The organism is Halobacillus hunanensis (genome assembly GCF_900166655.1).
Classification (GTDB): domain Bacteria; phylum Bacillota; class Bacilli; order Bacillales; family Halobacillaceae; genus Halobacillus_A; species Halobacillus_A hunanensis.
Window position 1 is genome coordinate 125384 of sequence record NZ_FVZB01000005.1, and the last position, 18499, is coordinate 143882.

The window sequence follows — 18499 nt, forward strand, 5'->3', positions numbered from 1 at the left end:
TGACATAGAGAAGGAGACTGGAGACTATACCAAATGATTGCATAAAACTCCAGTCTCCCTCGTAGTCAAACCATTTACGGTAGTTTGGTAGAAACTTATGGACCCTATCTCCAATATTATACGAGTGAATTAGTATAAATTTTTTAATGATATATTCACATTTTATAAGGCTTGTATAAAGACGTCAATGCTTTACTAAAAGTTGAAAAATTAGGTGTATTCCTTTGTAAAGGTTAGAGTTCTCCAGGTTTTGCTTCCGTAACATAGGTGCCTGCGATGAAGTCATGGATGGAGCGATTATCTTCTCTTAGTCCAACCATAAAGGCGCTGACAATGAGTCCGATTCCAAGTGTTAACACATAAACGAGGCCAGCCACGATTAAACGCATGAACATCGTCCAGAGCCCAACATTTCTTCCGTCTACTTTCACGATTCGAATGCCCATAATTCTTTTCCCTACCACATATCCTTTCCAAAGCACGGGTACTATTAATGAATAGGGAAGAATAATAAGGTCGGTGTATGAACTGTCGAAATCCCAGCCAAACAGAATCATTCCTAATATAGCAATCGGTGTTATTACAAGGAGGGAGTCAAGTACATTAGCACCAAGCCGCTTCCAAAATCCTACTGATCGATCCATAAAATCTTCCTTTCTAGTAACATAAGACTATTGTACGGTTTCGCGTGATTGTAATGCAATATAGACAGTTTCATAACTCGTATAAAAAGGTACTGAAAGACATAGCTGAAAAGGAGGCGGAATTTGTGAGTAATATTTTTTCATGTGAAGCTCTTAAGGAAGGACATATACTGATTACTGGTGCTACAGGAGGAATAGGGTGTGCCACAGCCAAAGCTGCTGTTCAAGCTGGTGCCCATGTAACGATCACTGGCAGGAGAGAGAAGAATTTAAACGAGCTTAAGGATGAATGTGAACAGTTAAACGAGTCTGTACATGTATATGTACAGACCGCTGAACTTAATGATGAGAAAAATCGGTATCACCTAGTTGAACAGGCGGTGAAGGAGAACGGGCCGATTACAGGACTCGTTAATTCTGCGGGCGTTGTCGGCGGTGGTACTCTCGACACTTTAATAGAACAAGACCTTCGCCAGGTGATGGAGTTAAATTACTTTTCTACTGTACTTTTCACACAACTTGTCTATGAAAAAATGAAGCCTCAGAAGGCAGGGGCCATTGTCAATTTATCCTCTTTATCAGGACTTCGTGGTACGCATGCAAACACATCCTATAGTGCCTCGAAGTTTGCAATAACAGGATTTACTCAATCATTTGCTGTGGAAGCAATAGAACACAACATTCGGGTGAATGCTGTTTGTCCTGGGTATGTCGATACCGATATGGGCAGGGGCTCAATTGCCTCCAAAGGCGAGCGGAACAATCGGAGTTATGAGGAGCAGTTAAAGGTGGCGGAAAACGGGATTCCTTCCGGGAGGATATCTACGGCTGAAGAAGTGGCAAATACGATTTTGTTTTTGTTGTCCGAGGCAGCCGGTAACATTGTCGGTGAGTCTATGAAAATTTCCGGTGGCAGTGTGATGAGGTAAAAAAATCCAGGTGGGCTGTTCCCAAACTGGAATAGTTTTGCTATCCTTTAAATACAAGTTCAAATAATTTTCAACAAATTGAATAGGAAAAGCTAGGGGTGCCAGGCATGTGGCTGAGAGGAATAATTCCGACCCTTTGAACCTGATTTTGGTTAGAACCAGCGTAGGGAAGCTTTCGAGGAAACTGCATGTATCGTGTATTGCATAAAGTAATTCGAAGCTCACCCTGGCGCGGGGTGAGCTTTTTTTATTGTCTAGCTTTCCATAGGGGAGCTTGCGCATGACTTTGGAAAAATTAACGAGGAGGAGATGTCATGAAGGATCCGTTAATTATCGCAGGGGAAGAAATCGAAAGTCGTTTATTTACAGGAACAGGGAAGTTTGCGAACCACAGCGAGATGCGGGAAGCGATTGAGCGGTCTCATTCACAAGTGGTGACAGTCGCGATACGAAGGGTGGATTTAAGCGGTTCTGGCAAACATATCGTCAGCGATATCCCTGATGAAGCGACCTTAATGCCGAATACTTCAGGAGCAAGGACGGCTGAAGAAGCAGTACGGATTGCCCGGCTTGGAAAGGCTAGCGGAATGGGCAATTGGGTCAAAATTGAGGTCATTTCTGATCAAAAATATCTCCTTCCCGATAACGAGGAGACGATTAAAGCAACGGAAATCCTGGTGGATGAAGGGTTTGTTGTGCTGCCTTATATGAGTCCTGATTTAATGGCAGCAAAGCACATGGAAGAGGCCGGGGCAGCAGCCATCATGCCCCTGGGATCCCCAATCGGTACAAATAGAGGGATCCGTATGAAAGAAATGATTCGGATAATGATTGATGAAATCAAAGTGCCCATTGTAGTGGATGCAGGGATTGGAAAGCCATCTGAAGCCGCAGAGGCGATGGAAATGGGGGCGGATGCTGTGCTTGTAAATACAGCGATTGCAACGGCGGCAGCCCCTGTGGCTATGGCAAAGGCTTTTGATATGGCGGTTAGAGCTGGCAGGTTAGCTTATACGACAGGGCTTGGTCAATCATCGATTCAAGCGAATGCCTCCTCGCCGCTGACCGGATTTTTAACACCTACAGGAGGTGATCAATCATGAGTTTTTATAGCGTATATGAAAAGCTGAAAGATCATCCGATTCAAACAGAGTTTGACGAAGTGACTACGACTGATGTTGAAAGAGTTTTGCAAAAAGACAGGCTTACGAAGTTGGACTATTTCACTTTACTGTCTCCTGCTGCAGAAGGTTATTTAGAAGAAATGGCTCAGAAGGCACATCAAGCCACATTGCAGCACTTCGGCTATACGATGCAGTTGTTTTTGCCGCTGTATGTGTCTGATTACTGTGTTAATACATGCAAATACTGCAGTTTCAGTGTCGATAACGTTTTTCCTAGAAGACGGTTAACGATGGAAGAAGTAGAGGAGGAAGCCAAGGCGATTGCAGAGATGGGCATCGAACAAATAATCATCCTGTCAGGAGAATCCCGTATTCATTCGTCTGTTGATTACCTAACGAAAATTATGAAGGTGCTTAAGAAGTATTTTTCTTCAGTGGGACTTGAGGTTCAGCCGATGGATCAAGAGGATTATGAAAAATTGGCAGCGAGCGGAATTGATGCGCTGACGGTTTTTCAAGAAACATACGATGAAACGATATATCGTGACTTGCATACGAAAGGGCCAAAGCGATTTTACAAGTATCGTTTGGACACGCCTGAGAGAGGGTGTCAGGCCGGAATGAGGTCTGTCACGATTGGGGCTCTGCTTGGTCTTGATGATTGGCGTAAAGAAAGTTATATCGCCGGATTACATGGGCATTATCTTCAAAATAAATATTTAGAAACAGAAATTGGCATGTCATTCCCGAGGGTTCAGCCGAATGCAGGAAGTTTTCAACCGGAAGTTCATGTGACAGACCAAAATATGGTCCAAGCTATGCTCGCGTTCAGATTATTTCTACCAAGGGCAGGAATTGTACTCTCAACACGTGAAACACCTCAATTACGCAATGCACTGATTCCGCTAGGGGTGACAAAAATGTCAGCTTCCTCTTCGACTGAAGTTGGCGGTTATGCTCAAGCTGAGGATACTCAAAGCCAGTTTGAGATTTCTGATGAACGTTCTGTGGAGGAGATTCGTCAACTGCTTCATACCAAAGGATATCAACCCGTTATGAAAGACTGGCAAATCGTGTAGAGATGGAACTTCATGTGATCTCGAATGGCATTTGGCCAGTAAAGAAGTTTGTCGACAGCATCGCACCCCTTCAAAGTGAAGATGTATTCGTTCATTTTAGGGAAAAGCAAAAGCCTGCAGATGTTGTGGCGGAAGGAATAAACGATTTGCAGAAACTAGGGTTTGCAGCTGGAAGAATTGTGGCGAATGACCGGGTGGATTTGGCCTGCTGCCTAGGGATAGGTGGCGTCCAGCTCTCCGGACAAGGTTTGCGGGTATGGGATGTCCGGCAGAACTTCCCTGACTTGCGAATTGGAAAGTCTGTACACTCAATTGGTGAGGCTGAGCAAGCGGAATGTGAGGGAGCAGATTATGTGATGTTCGGTCACATTTTTCCGACGTTATCAAAAAAGGGCAAAAAGCCACAGGGGTTACAAGCGTTACATGAACTTACAAGTGCTGTGAAGGTGCCCGTCATCGCCGTAGGTGGAATCAAACCGAGGCATATGTCAGAGATAAAAAGGGCAGGAGCTGCAGGAGCGGCCGTTATTTCAGGATTGCTTGAAGCGGATAATGTGCAAGAAAAACTTGAAGAATATAAGAAAGGACGTGTCCAATGACTATACGTGTTAACGGTGAATCTTTTGCATGCCCAGAAAGTGTTGTAACGGTGACTGACCTTCTTGACTTTTACAAATTAGATGGGCGTATGGTTATTGTTGAATATAATCAAACGATCATTCAACGTGATTACTATCCGATCGTCCACTTGAAAAACGACGATCAAATTGAACTGGTTCATTTTGTTGGTGGAGGATAAGGTGTCTCACAAATTAGGGGCTTGCTGCATAAAGAAGAGCCAAAAATCAAAAGCTAATACAAATCGTGCCAGCAGAAAGGAGTCAAAGCCATGAAGAATAAAGATAAGAAAGTGGACAACCAATTTAAAGAAAACAAGAATCACGGAGAGCATCGAAATGGCCGCTTGAGCCAATTTAAGAACCATAATGATAAAAACGGAGAAGAGCCAAACGAATATATCAGCCATCAAACAGATGAGTAAAACAATGTTAAAAACAGACCCCTGGAGATTAGGTAGGGGTCTGTTTTTAATGTAAAATCTTCCTGGCTTCCATAAATCGCTGAACACCAGTGAATAGTTCAACAGCAAAGAAGGCAAACGTCGTCCAATATAGAATGCCAGGGAATAATAGCATCATGCTGAATAGGATGAACCCTTCCGACCGTTCAGCAAGCCCAGCTTGATAATAAAAAGATTTGACTCCGGCTTTTTCTGAAACTGCTCCAACCACTAAGAAAATGGTCATTGAGATAACAATGGAGACGCTTAATAGGAGGAGCGGCCACATCACCTCTGGATGAATATACGCAAGAGCAACAATAATAGAAACTTCCACAACACGGTCAAAAGTAATATCCATCACTGTACCGAATGAGGAGGTCTTTGTATGTCTAGCCATAGTACCGTCTACAGCATCTAGAAATCCAGAAAGCCACAATAAGCCCAATGCGATGACAGGCTGACCCATTATGTACAAAATGCTCGTAGAAATTCCCAGTATAAAGGCTAGGATCGTAATTTGATTGGCTGACAGCCCTTTCTTCAGCAACCAGGTGGCCGTGTGATCGATGGAAGGCTGAACCATTTTTCGCGCATGTGTATCTAACATAATAAGCTCCCCCTCAAACCCCCATGTAACGTTATTACAGTATAAATACAACCCTCGGCTATATCAAGGCACCACTCTTATCATCCATTATTCGGAGTACCAGCTATTCAGATTATCCATTATTTGGATGACCTGAGGTGGATGAATTTGTAATTTGAAATTTGCAAACATAAAAGAGGCTACTTCCCTTTACGGAGGAAGCAGCTTCCTTTTTTGGCTGTTAGTCTTCTTCTACGAAAAGTTTAACCTTTCTTTCTGTTGTTTTTTTCTTGAGTACTCTGTTTACATAGTCATCACTAATTGCTACGATTTCTTTATGGAGGAAAATGAGCGGTATAATGTTGGCCAATACGACAAAAGCAAGCATAATATCGAGGAATTGCCATATTAATTGAAGTCCTCCTATTGCACCGATAAACGCTGAAACAATATAAACGACTCTCATCACTTTTGCTGCTTTTAAACCATACAAGTACTCGGCCTGTTTCTCACCATAGAAGACCAGCACGCCTACTGTAGTTATAATGAAGAATAATAGAAAGATGGACACGAAAGCGCCGCCAAATACATCACCTAATTCAGTTGCAAAAGCAACATTAATCATATTAGATGCATTCTCTGCGCTAATCTCCTTCCAGGCGCCTGTTACTAAAACCACAAGTCCAGAAACTGTACAGATTACAATTGTATCGACAAATACACTAAAGATTCCCCACAATCCCTGTTTAGAAGGATGGTCCGTTTGTGCAGCTGAATGGGCAATTGGGGCAGTACCGATTCCAGCCTCATTAGAGTAAAGTCCACGCGCGACTCCCCAACGCAGTGCTTCTGCAATTCCCGCTCCTGCAAAGCCTCCGACAGCTGATATAGGTGTGAATGCGTTAGAAAATATTAAACCGAACACGTGCGGGATTTGATCAATATTTACGAAAATTACGAATAGAGCTACTCCTAGATAAATGATTACCATAGCTGGGACAATCTTATCCGTTACCTTGGCAATCCGTTTAATTCCTCCAAACACAACAAGTGCGATCAAGGCACACATAGCAAATCCAGTTATATACACGGGCCAGCCAAAAGCACCTTCTGTCTGTGTCGCAATGGAATTGGACTGCACCATAACGCTGGGGATCAATTCGATCATTAGGAAAAAAGCAAAAGCTGAAGACACCCATTTCCAGCCGAGAGCCTTCTTTATGTAATATTGCGGTCCGCCGACCCAGACATTATCCTTATTCTTTTCACGGTACTTGATCCCGAGCATAACTTCCGCATACTTTGTGGCCATCCCAATCAATGCCACAAACCACATCCAGAATAGAGCTCCCGGTCCTCCTAAAGCAATCGCTACAGGGACCCCGACGATATTTGTGGCACCTGCTGTTGAGGCTAAGGCTGATGTAAAGGCTTGAAAGGGAGAGATTGTTCCGGGATGTTTGTTCTTCTTAAAAATTTGCCCAACGGTTTGCTGAAGTACGTGACCAAAGAAACGGAATTGGAAAAACTTTAAGCGAATAGTAAGAAAAATCCCCCCGAAAATGAGAATAATGGATAGAAGATAAGTCCATAAAAATGCTGATACGTCTGCTATTGCTGCTTCAAATAAACTCCAAATTTCAACCAAGAAAAGAGCCCCTCTCTAAAGATGTTATGCCCGTATATTCCCTATTTTTAATTCCATAAAACAGAATTGTGACAATTTTCTGTTTGGGTAATCCTTCCACCTCAGGTCATCCATTTTATGGATGACCTGAGGTGGAAGGATTTGGGTGTGGTATGATATGGGAGAGGGAGGACGTATATGATTATTCAGCAGGATCAGTTTCATGAACATAATATGAGTAAGCTTATAAAGGGGGCTGTTGTTCCACGGCCGATTGCCTGGGTATCCAGTATTTCCAGCAAAGGGGATCAAAATTTGGCGCCGTTCAGTTTTTTTACCGTCGCTTCCATGAACCCTATAACCCTTTGCTTTTCCGTGGGAGCAGAAGGCCGGACAAAGGATACATTGGTGAACATCAGAGAAACAGGACAGTTTGTCGTCAATATCGTATCCGAATCGCTCGCCAATCAGATGTATGAAAGCAGTAAAGCCTACGATTACCAAGAAGATGAATTCAAGAAAACAGGTCTAAAGGCAGCTGAGAGCAAGAGGGTTCAACCACCTCGGGTAAGTGAAGCACCAGTTAATATAGAATGTGAACTTGACCAGATCATTGAAATTGGAACGAATCATCTCATTCTTGGAAAAGTGGTGTGCTATCATATCCAAGAAGATGTTTATATGGAAAGAGACAAAGTGGATCCCTTCAAACTTGCACCTGTCGGCAGGATGGCTGGTGATTACACATATATCAAAGAGTTCTATAACTTGCCAACAACAGATAAGGATAATTCATAATCACCTGCATCTTTTAGTAGATCAGGTGTTTTTTTACGGATTTTTTCTCTCAAATCGAATTTCTTAAAAAAAATACTTCTCAAACTTCATTTTGTTATATATACTATCACTGTACTATGGTTATTAATACAGTTAGTACAGTGAGGTTTGAGGAGGTGTATTTATGTTCGAGTTAGATATAAGGAGCCGTAAACCCATTTATGAACAACTTGTAGAAAAACTTAAACATCTTATTATTAATGACATTTTACAGGAAGATGAAAAGCTCCCGTCTGTTCGTGAACTGGCTCAACAGCTGACCATTAATCCCAATACTATACAAAAAGCTTATCGAGAACTCGAAACACAAGGATACACCTATTCTGTTAAAGGGAAAGGGAGTTTCGTTAATCCCGCTTCCCCATTTAAGGACAAGCAAAAAATAGGAGAAGTGCGGGCAGAACTAAAGAAGCTGTATGCAGAAGCGATATATCTCGGTATGACGGTACAAGACATAAAGGCATTAGTTGATGAAGTAAAGGGGGGACCTGATCATGATTGAGGTGAAGAACATCACTAAATCTTTTGCAAAAGATTTGGTTGTGAGCGATGTAAGCTTTCATGTGAAACAAGGGTCGATTTATGGGCTTCTTGGTTCAAATGGTGCCGGTAAAACGACTCTCATGCGTTTAATAAGCGGAATTCTAAAGCAGAACTCAGGTACGATACACATGTTTGGTGAAGACGTATTCGAGAATTTACGTGTAAAAAGCAGACTCGTCTTTATACCGGATTCTCTTTATTTCTTTCCACAATACAATGTAAAACAGCTTGCCAAGTATTATAAGGAAATGTATCCAAATTGGAGTGAGGAACGCTACGAACAGCTCAAGAAGATCTTTAATTTGGATGAGAATAAGAAAGTACATCAGTTTTCGAAAGGCATGCAGAGACAAGTTGTGTTTTGGTTGTCAATGTCAGCAATGCCCGACATTTTAATTTTGGACGAACCGTTCGATGGCCTTGATGCCGTGATGAGAAGGAAAATTAAGAGTCTAATCATTCAAGATGTAGCAGAGCGTGCCATGACGGTCCTTATTTCTTCTCATAATCTGCGGGAAGTAGAAGATATTTGTGACTACATAGGCATTTTGCACGAAGGGGAAGTGTTACTTCAGAGGGACTTAGACGATTTAAAAACAGACATCCATAAAGTTCAGGTTGCCTTTAAAGACTTCGATATAGCTCCGCTTAAGCGCAGGCTGGATATTTTATATCATGAGAAACGGGGGAGTGTCTATCTTCTAATTGTTAAGGGAAATGAGGAGGAAATAAGCCATACGATTGAAAAGTATTCTCCTGTTCTGTACGATCGCCTGCCTCTAACTCTAGAAGAAATCTTTATTTATGAATTGGGAGGTGCAGGATATGCCATTGAAAACATCACCGTTTAAAAAAGAGGTCATCAAACAAGATTTTAGAAATGTCGGCTGGATTGGAATCGTCTACTTAATCGGATTACTATTCACCTTGCCTCTTCAACTGGTGATGGACATGAACAATGAACACAGTAGAGAAATGTATTATGAAAATGGATTATTTGATCCAGTTTTCCTGTATGGAATTCAAATGATTTTACTATTTGTTCTGCCTGTACTAATGGCCATTTTTCTATTTCGTTACGTTCATGTCAGGGGATCAGCTGACTTCATTCATAGTTTGCCAATTAAGAGAAGTTCATTATTTAACTATCATATTATCTCAGGAGCGCTTCTTTTAATTCTTCCGATTTTAATTACAGGCGCCATTCTCTTTGTCTCTTATTTTATATGGGATGTAGGAAACTACTATACTCTCAGCGATTTAGGCTACTGGGCTTCTGTTTTTGCGGTATTCTCACTCTTTCTATTTATAACAAGTATTTTTGTTGGATCTCTAACCGGATTATCAGCTGTACAGGGTGTATTAACGTATGTTCTATTGTTATTCCCAGCTGGTATGTACGGATTAATTTCCTATAATCTGGAACTTTTCGTGAAAGGCTTTTCTGTTGATAAGGCGATGGCACAGGCTATTGAAAAATATTTGCCTCTTCTAGATTTTTTAATGTATCAACCTAGAACTCCGATCGGTATGGAGGTCAGTCCACCTGTCGATTCCACAAGTATAGTAGTTTATTTAGGTTTAACTATTTTGTTATACGCGGCTTCCTTATTAATCTATCAAAAACGTAATATCGAGAACGGTAACCAGGCAATCGCTGTGCTCACTCTTCGGCCCGCTTTTAAATATGGAGCTACCTTTTGTTTTATGCTGCTTGGAGGTATGTATTTTAGCGAATCTCAATTAAGCTACTCTTGGTTGTTTATCGGCTATGCTATTGGAGCAATCTTTGGTTTTATCCTATCTGATATGCTTCTACAAAAAACATGGCGTGTTTTTCATATTCGTAAGTTGAAAGGATTAGGCAGCTATGCTGCAGTAGTTGTCATTCTCATATTAGCCCTGCCGATTATTGCCAGAGGGTATGAGTCGGCTGTACCAGCTAAAGATGAGATTAAAAATGTGTACATGGGCAGTAGTTATTCCGATTACCAAACGAAACGTGAATTAAGTGCTCCTCTAATTCACGGGTCAGACAACGTTGAGGCAGTAAGAAGAGTGCATGATGAGTTAATTGATGCAGCAAAACCGATGGAAGAGGGAAAACGTACAATCTTCTTAGCCTATGAATTAAATAATGGTGATAAGGTTTTTCGTGAATATCAGGTGAACCAACAACGAAGAATTCCCTACATGGAAAAGGTCTATAGCAGTGAAGAATATAAACGGATGACTTATGATGTATTTCAATTAGCTCCTTCAAAAGTAGATCAGTTAACGCTGCATCCCCCCATGTCGGAAGAGGGGCCAGTAAGAATTACTGACAATGAAGAAGTAACCCGTGCCTTACAGCTAATCAAGAAAGATATCCTAAGCCAATCCTATCGAAAGCCTAACAGGTTTGCTACAGGTCTGGATATCGGGATAGGCTACGAGAATTATAACGTTCAACTCTCCACAAGTTTTACGAACTTTAACCAATGGCTTAAGGATGAAGGTTTATATGATCAAGCGTACCTGCAAGCGAAGGACGTGCATAAAATAGAAGTCCTCAGGGTGAGTTCAGAAGCGAGAAAAGGGGAAAGTCCGTTTGATATCTTACTAAGGGAAAATGGTTTAGAAACATCGGACAAAGAAAAGATTGCTGATGTGATTTCTGCCGCAAATGATGTAGGTGACGGTTACCTGATTGGTTTTTACCAAAGCGAGGATGAAATTTCTACGATCGCTAATCTAGAAGCAGGTGAAGCACCAGATTGGATTACGAATCATTTTAAATAATTGTGAAGAAAGGAAACATAAAGATGGAAGAAGATTTTGATGGAATCTATCTGCACTATTATAACAGAGTCTATTATGCAGCTTACCGAGTGACAAAGGAAAAACGCTCTGCAGAGGACGTTCTTCAGGAAACGTTTATAAAAGCCTATCGAAATCTTAACCAGCTTAAAGATGGGGAGAAAATCGGGGCATGGTTGTCTACTACTGCTACCCGAACGGCTATTGATCTTTTGCGAAAAGAGAGAAAGTACGTTGTAACAGAGGTCGAAGAAGTGTCACCCCCAGCAGGTGAAGCTGCTTTGCTTCGTTCGACCGTAGAAGAATCTTGTGAGGAGCGTGCAATAGAAGAAGAGGTATGGCAAAAAACTAATACCTTGTCTCCGAAATTGAAGGAGATCTTTAAGATGAAATATTACTTTTATTATAAGGAGGCTGACATTGCTGAACAACTACAGTTATCACTTTCGGCTGTGAAATCAAGGCTCCACCGAGCAAGAAATTACATGAAAAAACATATGGAAGGTCTGATCGGACAAGATCAAACGGCATAAAAAAACCCGCTTTTGGCGGGTTTTTAAATTTCAGGAGTCGGCGTGGGTTCGGCATAACCTTGTTTGTATTGAGCATCGATGTCCTCTCGGATTTCCTCCACTGATTTGCCGTTTTGGTAGTCAATCATAGCCTGAGCGGCAATTTCAAGACATACTCCACACTTTGTTCCATGTTCGTCCCAAACAATGGCCCCGTTTTCTTTGTTTTCATGTATAAAACAGTCGTAGTTATTTTTATGGCCGACAGATTCACCACAGCCGCAATAACATGGCATTTGTTCTAATAATTCTTTATGCTGAGAAGCTGATGTATAGATAAGCTGCATATTTTCAGGTTTGCTTTTTAAAAACTCCGGCATCACTTCGTAACTCGGTGTTTCAACTCGTTTATCCCCCATTACCATGTGGCTGGAATGTTGTTGGGACTGAGTTTCAGGTTGCGAGGGGGATGAGGTATGCTGTGATTCTTCTGTATGATTGCTTGAACAACCCGTTAGTAAACTGCCTAACAAAAAAGCGCCTGCGATCAAAAGCTTTTTTTTCATTCATGCATTCTCCTTTCAGGTAACACTCGCTTCTATCTTAGACGCTATCAAGCTGGAGAGCAAGCAGGTAATCAAAAGTTCGAAAATTAGACATGGAGGAATTTCTAACCTTAGCTGCCCATTTATCATACAAAATGAATCAGGCTGATAGAAAAAAACGATCACCTTATGTGGGCCTGGAAAGTCGGATGCCCACTATAAATTCAATATGTATATTTGGGGAATAATCAAAAAGGCAGGAGGATTTGTATTACGGACAGATGTTCAATCATGCAAATATAAGGGTATAACAACTAGACAAATCATAAGGAAGAGGTGAATGTATGCGAAACATCCTAAAAGAGGGCGATCAATTTGTGATGAGGGAAGAAGGCAACCGTATTGCAGAAATTTCTGTTGTTCCCTCGGGGAGTGACCGGCTTATTCTAGATCATACCTTTGTTTCGGAAGCGCATCGTGAGGAAGGGATTGGCGAAAAGCTCGTGGAAAGGGTTGTCGAATTTGCCCGTGAGGAGAATAAAAAGATTATCCCATTATGTTCTTTTGCAAAGAGTGTGATGGAGCAAAATAAGGCTTATCAGGATGTTTTAAATTAGTCCTTTTTCAAAATAAGAAACCTCCCCGAGCTCTTCAGCATGCAGGGAGGTTTCTTTAGGCCCGCAGGACGCGGGATAGTTCGGTGTTTCCATGCATTTTGAACTTAACCGAACTTTCTTTATCTCGTTTTTAAACTAGCTTCCGCAGTCGTGTCCATCAGCGCTTAATCCTTATTTAGTCAGAGTTTTGACGATTTTATCAATCGACATACTATGAGCGATTACGCCATCAATCGTCCAGTGACTAGGTTTATTCATGATATAAACTTGATCGTTTTTAGCAGCAGGAATACTCTGCCAGACGGAACTGTTCTTCAGAGTTTCTAATCCTGCTTCTCCTTCAGAGCCAATTAAAAATACATGATCTGCTTTAAGCTGGCCTAACTTTTCTAGTGATATAGGCTTCCATTGTTCGCCTGCCTCAGGGAGGTTTTTAACAAATTTGGGTTGGGTAACTCCCATTTCGTTATAGACTACCTCGGCAATATAGCGGTTATTTTCAAATACAAAAAACTGGTCTCCTATCGTCCATACGAAGGCGACTGATTCATCTCCGATTGCTTTCTGCAGGCTTGCTTTAGCCTCTTCCACTTTCTTGTCAAAATCAGCAAGTACTTGTTCAGCTTTATCTTGTTTTCCTAAAATGTCACCCATTTGTTTCAACTGCTTTCTCCAGTTTGAACTCACCTTCTCTTTGTATACATAAGTTGGGGCAATTTTGCTGTAATCTTCGTAACTGCCGTTTTGTAATGAGGATGGGGAACTGAAAATTAGCAGATCCGGGTTATGTTTAAGTACTTGTTCGAGCGGCATATCCCAGGCAATCTTAGGAACTCCTTCAAGCTGTGGCTGCAAATAGTCTAGAACGTCGTTACCGATGGACCATTGAGCAGCGGGAGTCACTCCAAGAGCTAGTAAGGAATCTTCTAAGTAGGGAGCGATAATTCTTTCTGGCTCAGCCGGGATAGTGACTTTACCGGATGCATGTTCAAGGGTACGTTCTTTACTGGCATTTTCCTCCTTCTTAGTTGAATCAGATGAACCTTCCTCACTGCCGCTTCCGCAGGCTGTGATGAAAGTTAAAACAAATAACAAGCTAAACAATAGACTTATTTTTTTATTAAACATGAGGTTCCTCCTAAGTAATGATGGTCATATACGATAATGATAATCATTTTCATTTGATCAGTCAAATCTTATTTTAGTATGGGGATAAAACCTTGAATTATGAGAAAGAGAATTATATACTAGTTTAAGTGATAATGATTCTCATTATAGATAAAATAAATGATTTAATGGCTGTTGGAACTAGAGAGGGTTGAATGAAGTGGGAGAAATAGATAAGGCTCACATAGAAGGGCTAACGAGCCGCTTTTTCCGAGCGGGAATAATTTTCGTGGGTGGTTTTTTCGCCCTGATTTTATCACTGGGGGTTTCAGTGGCACTGGGTGTAACAGATATCAAGCTAGCAACGGTGTGGCAAGCTGTCTTTGCTTTTAATCCAGAGCTGACAAACCATCAGGTCATTAGAGAGTTAAGACTGCCGAGGGCGATTGCTGCTGCCCTTACCGGAGGGTTTCTAGCGGTTTCGGGGGCCGTGATGCAGGGGCTCACTAGAAACCCGCTTGCCTCTCCTTCAATTATGGGCGTGACTCACGGGGCTGCTTTTGCTTTGATCATAGCGCTTGTCTTTTTCCCGGCTGTCAGCAATCTGGGCATGACGCTTGCCTCCTTTATTGGAGCTGGAGCAGGGGTGATTCTCGTGTTCGCCGTCGGTTCCTTTTCAAAAGGGGGACTTACTCCAGTTAAGCTGGCTCTTGCTGGTGTAGCAGTAGGCGGTATGCTTAGCTCGCTTTCCACAGCTATTTCACTACATTTCCAAGTCGCAAAACAAATGAGTTTCTGGTATGCAGGGGATCTATCCAGTACCAGCTGGACATCCGTGCAGCTATTGTTGGCAGCTGGGGCTGTTGGATTACTATTGGCGGTAATCATATCGAGAGCTGTGACCATTCTAAGTTTAGGGGAAGAGGTCTCAAAAGGATTGGGACAGAACACGCTTGTCGTTAAGGCACTTGGGGTGATCGTCGTGCTTGTCTTGACGGGTGCAGCTGTGTCAGTAGCAGGAACTGTTGGGTTCCTCGGACTGGTGATTCCTCATATAACTCGTTTTCTCGTTGGAACTGATTATCGTTTAATTATACCGGTATCAGCTGTGCTTGGCGGTTTGCTGCTCGTGCTTGCTGATATGGGCGCTCGACTGATAAATGCTCCGTATGAAACACCGGTGGGAGCCATTACGGCTTGTATTGGTGTGCCTTTCTTTCTTTATCTGGCCCGCGGAGAAAGGAGCGGGTTATGATGGAACAGCTTTCCTTACAAAACAGAAGCCGCTTTTGGTGGACGATGGGCAGTTTACTTGTACTAATTGTGGTCATGCTGCTAGTCAGCTTAAATACTGGAGTTGTCCAAATTGCCCCGATGGATGTCATGCGGACATTGTTTGGATTCGGGAATGAAAGGCAGGAACTGGTGTTATTTGATTTCAGGCTTCCAACTATTACTATTGCTTTGTTAGTTGGAGCTGGGTTTGGAATTTCCGGTGCCATCCTGCAAGGAGTCACCCAAAACGAATTGGCAGACCCGGGGATATTAGGAATTAACACGGGAGCGGGATTGGCTGTTGTCGTGTACATATTCTTTTTTCAAAGCTCACTGGCCAATATTAGTGGACTTGGTGTTTATATTCTCCCTTTATTTGCATTGATCGGAGCGTTTGCAGCGGCTGTGCTCGTGTATCTTTTAGCATGGAAAAAAGGAGTTAACCCTGTAAGGTTGATTCTAGTTGGGATTGGGGTTAACGCGGGATTTAGCGCTGCTTTAATTATTTTTCAAATAAAAATGAATCCGCAAGATTTCACGCAGGCTTTAGTCTGGCTGTCAGGAGACATTTGGGCTTCAAACTGGAGCTTCGTCATCGCTCTATTTCCTTGGATTATAGGTTTGATCATATACAGTATGTATAAATCGCCTGTTATCAATATATTAAATTTAGGAGATCAAATGGCTGTGGGGCTGGGTGCGCGAGTTGAACGAGAACGTCGGCTGCTTCTTTTGCTGGCGGTAGCCATCGCGGGTTTATGTGTAGCGGCAGCAGGAGGAATTGCATTTCTTGGCTTGATTGCCCCACATATTGCCCGGAGGATAGTTGGTCCTAAGCATCAACAGCTGCTCCCAGTCACAGCGTTACTAGGAGCTCTCATATTACTTGCGGCTGACACGATTGGGAAGAATATTATTGCTCCTGCTGAAATCCCGGTTGGTATTGTAGTCACCATTGTTAGCACACCTTATTTTCTCTATCTGCTTATGAAAACGAAATAAAAGGAGACTGGACGTATGAGTGAACTTTATGATGTAACAATAATTGGCGGAGGAACGACAGGGCTTTATACGGCTTTCTATAGCGGCATGCGTGATTTGAAAACGAAAGTCATTGAATATCAGCCGGAACTTGGCGGCAAAGTCTCCTTTTTCTACCCGGAGAAAAAGCTCTATGATGTAGGCGGCTTTCCTGGGGTGCTGGGAGAAGATTTGGTTGTCAATGTGAAGGAACAAGCGTTAAGCGTTCAGCCGACCATCGTAACGGGGGAGAAAATTACAGACTTTGAGAAGCAGGAGGATGGGACAATCGTGTTGACGGCTTCTACTGGTGAACAGCATTACACAAGAACCGTGATTGTGGCATCAGGATTAGGAACGTATGACATGCGTCCTCTAGATGTGGAAGGAAGTCACTTTTATGAAGGTAATCATATCCACTATACGATCCAGAACCTTATGCAGTACACAGGTCAAAAAGCTGCTGTCATTTCGGAGAATCGGGTTGGTTTAGATTGGGCTCTAGCTCTTGAGAACGTGGCTGCTGAAGTTCATCTCATCAATCGCGGGGCAGAATTTAAAGCTGTTTATGAAAATGATTTGGAAAAGCTGAAGCAATCAGGCGTCCATGTTCATATGGAAGCGAAAGTAGAAAAGCTGGAAGGTACAGAATCGGAACTGGAAGGAGTTATTCTCGACAACGGGAAGCAAATTCAGACGAACCATTTACTCGTTTATGAAGGGCTTCAAATTGATAAAAGTTTGTATGACCAATGGGGGTTAGTCACAGACAAGGGACGACTTCCTGTAGGCACTGATATGGCAACTTCAATGGAAGGTGTATTTGTTGCAGGGGATGCAGCTGTTTATCCGAGTAAAACGATGTTGATTGCTTCCGGTTTTAATGAGGCCATGACGGCCGTAAACAGTGCCAAATCATTTATTGATCCAAAGGCTAAATCGCAAGTATATAGTACGGTGATATATAAACATGGCAACAACGAGTAATATTTCTCCTAATCTTCTGTTCTATTAAAGGTACTTAAGGTAGTGTAAAGCTATACAATCTTTAGTAGTAAGAGAGGAATGAAGTAATGAATCCATTATTGTCAAAGCAGTACGAGTTTCATATCTGGGCTTATGAAAAAACGTTTAGGCATATAAAGGGTCTCCCGGAGCATATTTTCGACAAGGAAATAGAAAATGGATTTCCTTCGTTATCTCAGGTGTTTGCCCATGTGTACCTCGTCGATAACATTTGGCTTGGAACCATCACAGAAAAAAGCTTTGATGAAATACGCAGCTCTATCGGGCAGTGGACAGAAGAAGCCCAGGTGAACAGCATCGTTGAAATGGAGAAATGGTTTGGTCATCTTGCTCAACAGTACAGGAATTTTCTCCATGATAAACAAGGAGATAGGGTGATCAGGGTTGACCACCCTGAGTTTGGAAGTTTGACCGCAACCTATTCCGACCTTCTCCAGCATGTTGTTAATCATGGTACCTATCATCGGGGAAATATTACTTCCATGCTGCGCCAGATAGGTTATGAAGGTGTGTCGACTGATTATCTATTTTACTTATATGAGATAGAGTAGCTTCTATAGGTGATGGTATGGTAAAGAAATATAATACACATAAAAAGGGGACCACAGGCTAATCGGTGGTCCCTTTTTATGTGTGCACTTGCCAGTTAATCATCATTCTGGAAAGCCTGATATACAATCGTTCATAATCTATTAACGTTCTTACTTAAGAAGAAGTTGGACTTGCTACACCTGTTTCGATATAAGAGCGGACAAGCTGCCATTGATTGTTGATCAACTTAAATATGTGAAGTATAGATGAGGGGCCGCTTCTTCTCCTTCGATAACCGGAGAAAGATAGAAGCTGGCCAGCCATTCGTCGTCCTTCAATTTTGTGATAGAGTGATCCGTATATTTCCACTCCATATCCATGTCAGCAAAATGGTCGGACGCCTGCTTCCACCCTTCGATAGACTCTTGGTATGAGTAATCTGTTACTTCACCATCTCTTATTTCTCTAGCTTCTAGATCCCTCGATATAACCTTTCTTAAATATGTAAGATCATGTTGGCTTGAACGGTCTTTAAACTGTTCATAGGCACTACAGGATGTGGGGGTCGTTCGGTGTTGGCACACGACGTGCCGAACTTAACCGAACATCCTTGAACACTGAAAATGATAGTTGCT

General features: G+C 42.2%; 22 protein-coding genes and 2 riboswitches. Of the genes, 16 read left to right on the forward strand and 6 right to left on the reverse strand.

Annotated features, from left to right (window positions below):
- Nucleotides 1-42: 42 nt before the first annotated feature.
- Nucleotides 43-144: riboswitch (purine riboswitch) on the reverse strand.
- Between the two features lie 89 nt (nucleotides 145-233).
- Nucleotides 234-644 carry an RDD family protein gene (locus B5354_RS01605; protein WP_079525309.1) on the reverse strand — a complete coding sequence of 137 codons (411 nt, stop codon included), beginning with the start codon at nucleotides 642-644 and terminating at the stop codon, nucleotides 234-236.
- Between the two features lie 125 nt (nucleotides 645-769).
- Here B5354_RS01605 and B5354_RS01610 point away from each other — a divergent pair, with 125 nt between their 5' ends.
- The 6 genes from B5354_RS01610 (at nucleotide 770) to B5354_RS20365 (ending at nucleotide 4818) form a co-directional block, all read left to right on the forward strand.
- Nucleotides 770-1573: an SDR family NAD(P)-dependent oxidoreductase gene (locus B5354_RS01610; RefSeq protein ID WP_245804686.1), complete on the forward strand. Its 804-nt coding sequence runs from the start codon at nucleotides 770-772 to the stop codon at nucleotides 1571-1573.
- A gap of 84 nt (nucleotides 1574-1657) precedes the next feature.
- Nucleotides 1658-1760, forward strand: a riboswitch (TPP riboswitch).
- 127 nt (nucleotides 1761-1887) lie between these two features.
- A complete protein-coding gene (locus B5354_RS01615; protein WP_079525313.1) occupies nucleotides 1888-2676 on the forward strand; it encodes a thiazole synthase in 789 nt (262 codons plus the stop codon).
- The gene (gene thiH, locus B5354_RS01620) at nucleotides 2673-3776 is read left to right on the forward strand and encodes a 2-iminoacetate synthase ThiH (protein WP_079525315.1); all 1104 of its coding nucleotides are present in this window, start codon (nucleotides 2673-2675) and stop codon (nucleotides 3774-3776) included. Before B5354_RS01615 ends, thiH begins: the two co-directional genes overlap by 4 nt.
- Before the next feature lie 14 nt (nucleotides 3777-3790).
- Nucleotides 3791-4375, forward strand: a complete 585-nt coding sequence (locus B5354_RS01625) for a thiamine phosphate synthase (RefSeq protein ID WP_176142378.1) — start codon at nucleotides 3791-3793, stop codon at nucleotides 4373-4375.
- The gene (gene thiS / locus B5354_RS01630) at nucleotides 4372-4575 is read left to right on the forward strand and encodes a sulfur carrier protein ThiS (RefSeq protein WP_079525319.1); all 204 of its coding nucleotides are present in this window, start codon (nucleotides 4372-4374) and stop codon (nucleotides 4573-4575) included. The genes B5354_RS01625 and thiS overlap by 4 nt, the downstream gene beginning before the upstream one ends.
- A 90-nt stretch (nucleotides 4576-4665) precedes the next feature.
- Entirely contained in the window at nucleotides 4666-4818 is a 153-nt protein-coding gene (locus B5354_RS20365; RefSeq protein ID WP_176142379.1) for a hypothetical protein, read from the forward strand.
- Between the two features lie 46 nt (nucleotides 4819-4864).
- On the opposite strand, the gene B5354_RS01635 is transcribed toward B5354_RS20365, so the two are convergent.
- Both B5354_RS01635 and B5354_RS01640 read right to left on the reverse strand, forming a co-directional pair.
- Nucleotides 4865-5446 (reverse strand): CDP-alcohol phosphatidyltransferase family protein, encoded by a 582-nt coding sequence (locus B5354_RS01635; protein WP_079525320.1) that lies wholly within the window; start codon nucleotides 5444-5446, stop codon nucleotides 4865-4867.
- A gap of 220 nt (nucleotides 5447-5666) precedes the next feature.
- The gene (locus B5354_RS01640) at nucleotides 5667-7073 is read right to left on the reverse strand and encodes an alanine/glycine:cation symporter family protein (RefSeq protein ID WP_079525322.1); all 1407 of its coding nucleotides are present in this window, start codon (nucleotides 7071-7073) and stop codon (nucleotides 5667-5669) included.
- Nucleotides 7074-7250: 177 nt separating this feature from the next.
- Here B5354_RS01640 and B5354_RS01645 point away from each other — a divergent pair, with 177 nt between their 5' ends.
- The 5 genes from B5354_RS01645 (at nucleotide 7251) to B5354_RS01665 (ending at nucleotide 11764) form a co-directional block, all read left to right on the forward strand.
- Complete coding sequence (locus B5354_RS01645; protein WP_079525324.1) at nucleotides 7251-7850, forward strand: flavin reductase family protein; 600 nt, start codon at nucleotides 7251-7253, stop codon at nucleotides 7848-7850.
- A 163-nt stretch (nucleotides 7851-8013) separates the two neighbouring features.
- Complete coding sequence (locus B5354_RS01650) at nucleotides 8014-8391, forward strand: GntR family transcriptional regulator (RefSeq protein WP_079525326.1); 378 nt, start codon at nucleotides 8014-8016, stop codon at nucleotides 8389-8391.
- The gene (locus B5354_RS01655) at nucleotides 8384-9283 is read left to right on the forward strand and encodes an ABC transporter ATP-binding protein (protein WP_079525328.1); all 900 of its coding nucleotides are present in this window, start codon (nucleotides 8384-8386) and stop codon (nucleotides 9281-9283) included. The genes B5354_RS01650 and B5354_RS01655 overlap by 8 nt, the downstream gene beginning before the upstream one ends.
- Entirely contained in the window at nucleotides 9258-11213 is a 1956-nt protein-coding gene (locus B5354_RS01660; protein ID WP_079525330.1) for a DUF6449 domain-containing protein, read from the forward strand. Before B5354_RS01655 ends, B5354_RS01660 begins: the two co-directional genes overlap by 26 nt.
- Nucleotides 11214-11236: 23 nt before the next feature.
- Nucleotides 11237-11764 carry an RNA polymerase sigma factor gene (locus tag B5354_RS01665; protein WP_079525332.1) on the forward strand — a complete coding sequence of 176 codons (528 nt, stop codon included), beginning with the start codon at nucleotides 11237-11239 and terminating at the stop codon, nucleotides 11762-11764.
- 23 nt (nucleotides 11765-11787) lie between these two features.
- Here the strand turns inward: B5354_RS01665 and B5354_RS01670 are convergent, their stop codons facing one another.
- The gene (locus tag B5354_RS01670) at nucleotides 11788-12309 is read right to left on the reverse strand and encodes a PCYCGC motif-containing (lipo)protein (RefSeq protein WP_079525334.1); all 522 of its coding nucleotides are present in this window, start codon (nucleotides 12307-12309) and stop codon (nucleotides 11788-11790) included.
- A 323-nt stretch (nucleotides 12310-12632) separates the two neighbouring features.
- On the opposite strand from B5354_RS01670, the gene B5354_RS01675 reads away from it, so the two are divergent.
- Nucleotides 12633-12905, forward strand: coding sequence for a GNAT family N-acetyltransferase (locus B5354_RS01675; RefSeq protein ID WP_079525336.1), 273 nt, complete (start codon nucleotides 12633-12635; stop codon nucleotides 12903-12905).
- A gap of 171 nt (nucleotides 12906-13076) precedes the next feature.
- Here the strand turns inward: B5354_RS01675 and B5354_RS01680 are convergent, their stop codons facing one another.
- The gene (locus tag B5354_RS01680) at nucleotides 13077-14033 is read right to left on the reverse strand and encodes an iron-hydroxamate ABC transporter substrate-binding protein (RefSeq protein WP_079525338.1); all 957 of its coding nucleotides are present in this window, start codon (nucleotides 14031-14033) and stop codon (nucleotides 13077-13079) included.
- A 199-nt stretch (nucleotides 14034-14232) separates the two neighbouring features.
- On the opposite strand from B5354_RS01680, the gene B5354_RS01685 reads away from it, so the two are divergent.
- From B5354_RS01685 to B5354_RS01700, 4 genes are all read left to right on the forward strand, one after another.
- Nucleotides 14233-15267, forward strand: a complete 1035-nt coding sequence (locus tag B5354_RS01685; RefSeq protein WP_425432082.1) for a FecCD family ABC transporter permease — start codon at nucleotides 14233-14235, stop codon at nucleotides 15265-15267.
- Nucleotides 15267-16289, forward strand: coding sequence for a FecCD family ABC transporter permease (locus B5354_RS01690; protein ID WP_079525341.1), 1023 nt, complete (start codon nucleotides 15267-15269; stop codon nucleotides 16287-16289). Before B5354_RS01685 ends, B5354_RS01690 begins: the two co-directional genes overlap by 1 nt.
- A 15-nt stretch (nucleotides 16290-16304) precedes the next feature.
- Entirely contained in the window at nucleotides 16305-17294 is a 990-nt protein-coding gene (locus tag B5354_RS01695) for an NAD(P)/FAD-dependent oxidoreductase (RefSeq protein ID WP_079525343.1), read from the forward strand.
- Nucleotides 17295-17380: 86 nt separating this feature from the next.
- Nucleotides 17381-17884, forward strand: coding sequence for a DinB family protein (locus B5354_RS01700; protein ID WP_079525345.1), 504 nt, complete (start codon nucleotides 17381-17383; stop codon nucleotides 17882-17884).
- A gap of 222 nt (nucleotides 17885-18106) precedes the next feature.
- Here the strand turns inward: B5354_RS01700 and B5354_RS01705 are convergent, their stop codons facing one another.
- Nucleotides 18107-18448, reverse strand: a complete 342-nt coding sequence (locus B5354_RS01705) for a hypothetical protein (protein WP_079525347.1) — start codon at nucleotides 18446-18448, stop codon at nucleotides 18107-18109.
- Between the last annotated feature and the right edge of the window lie 51 nt (nucleotides 18449-18499).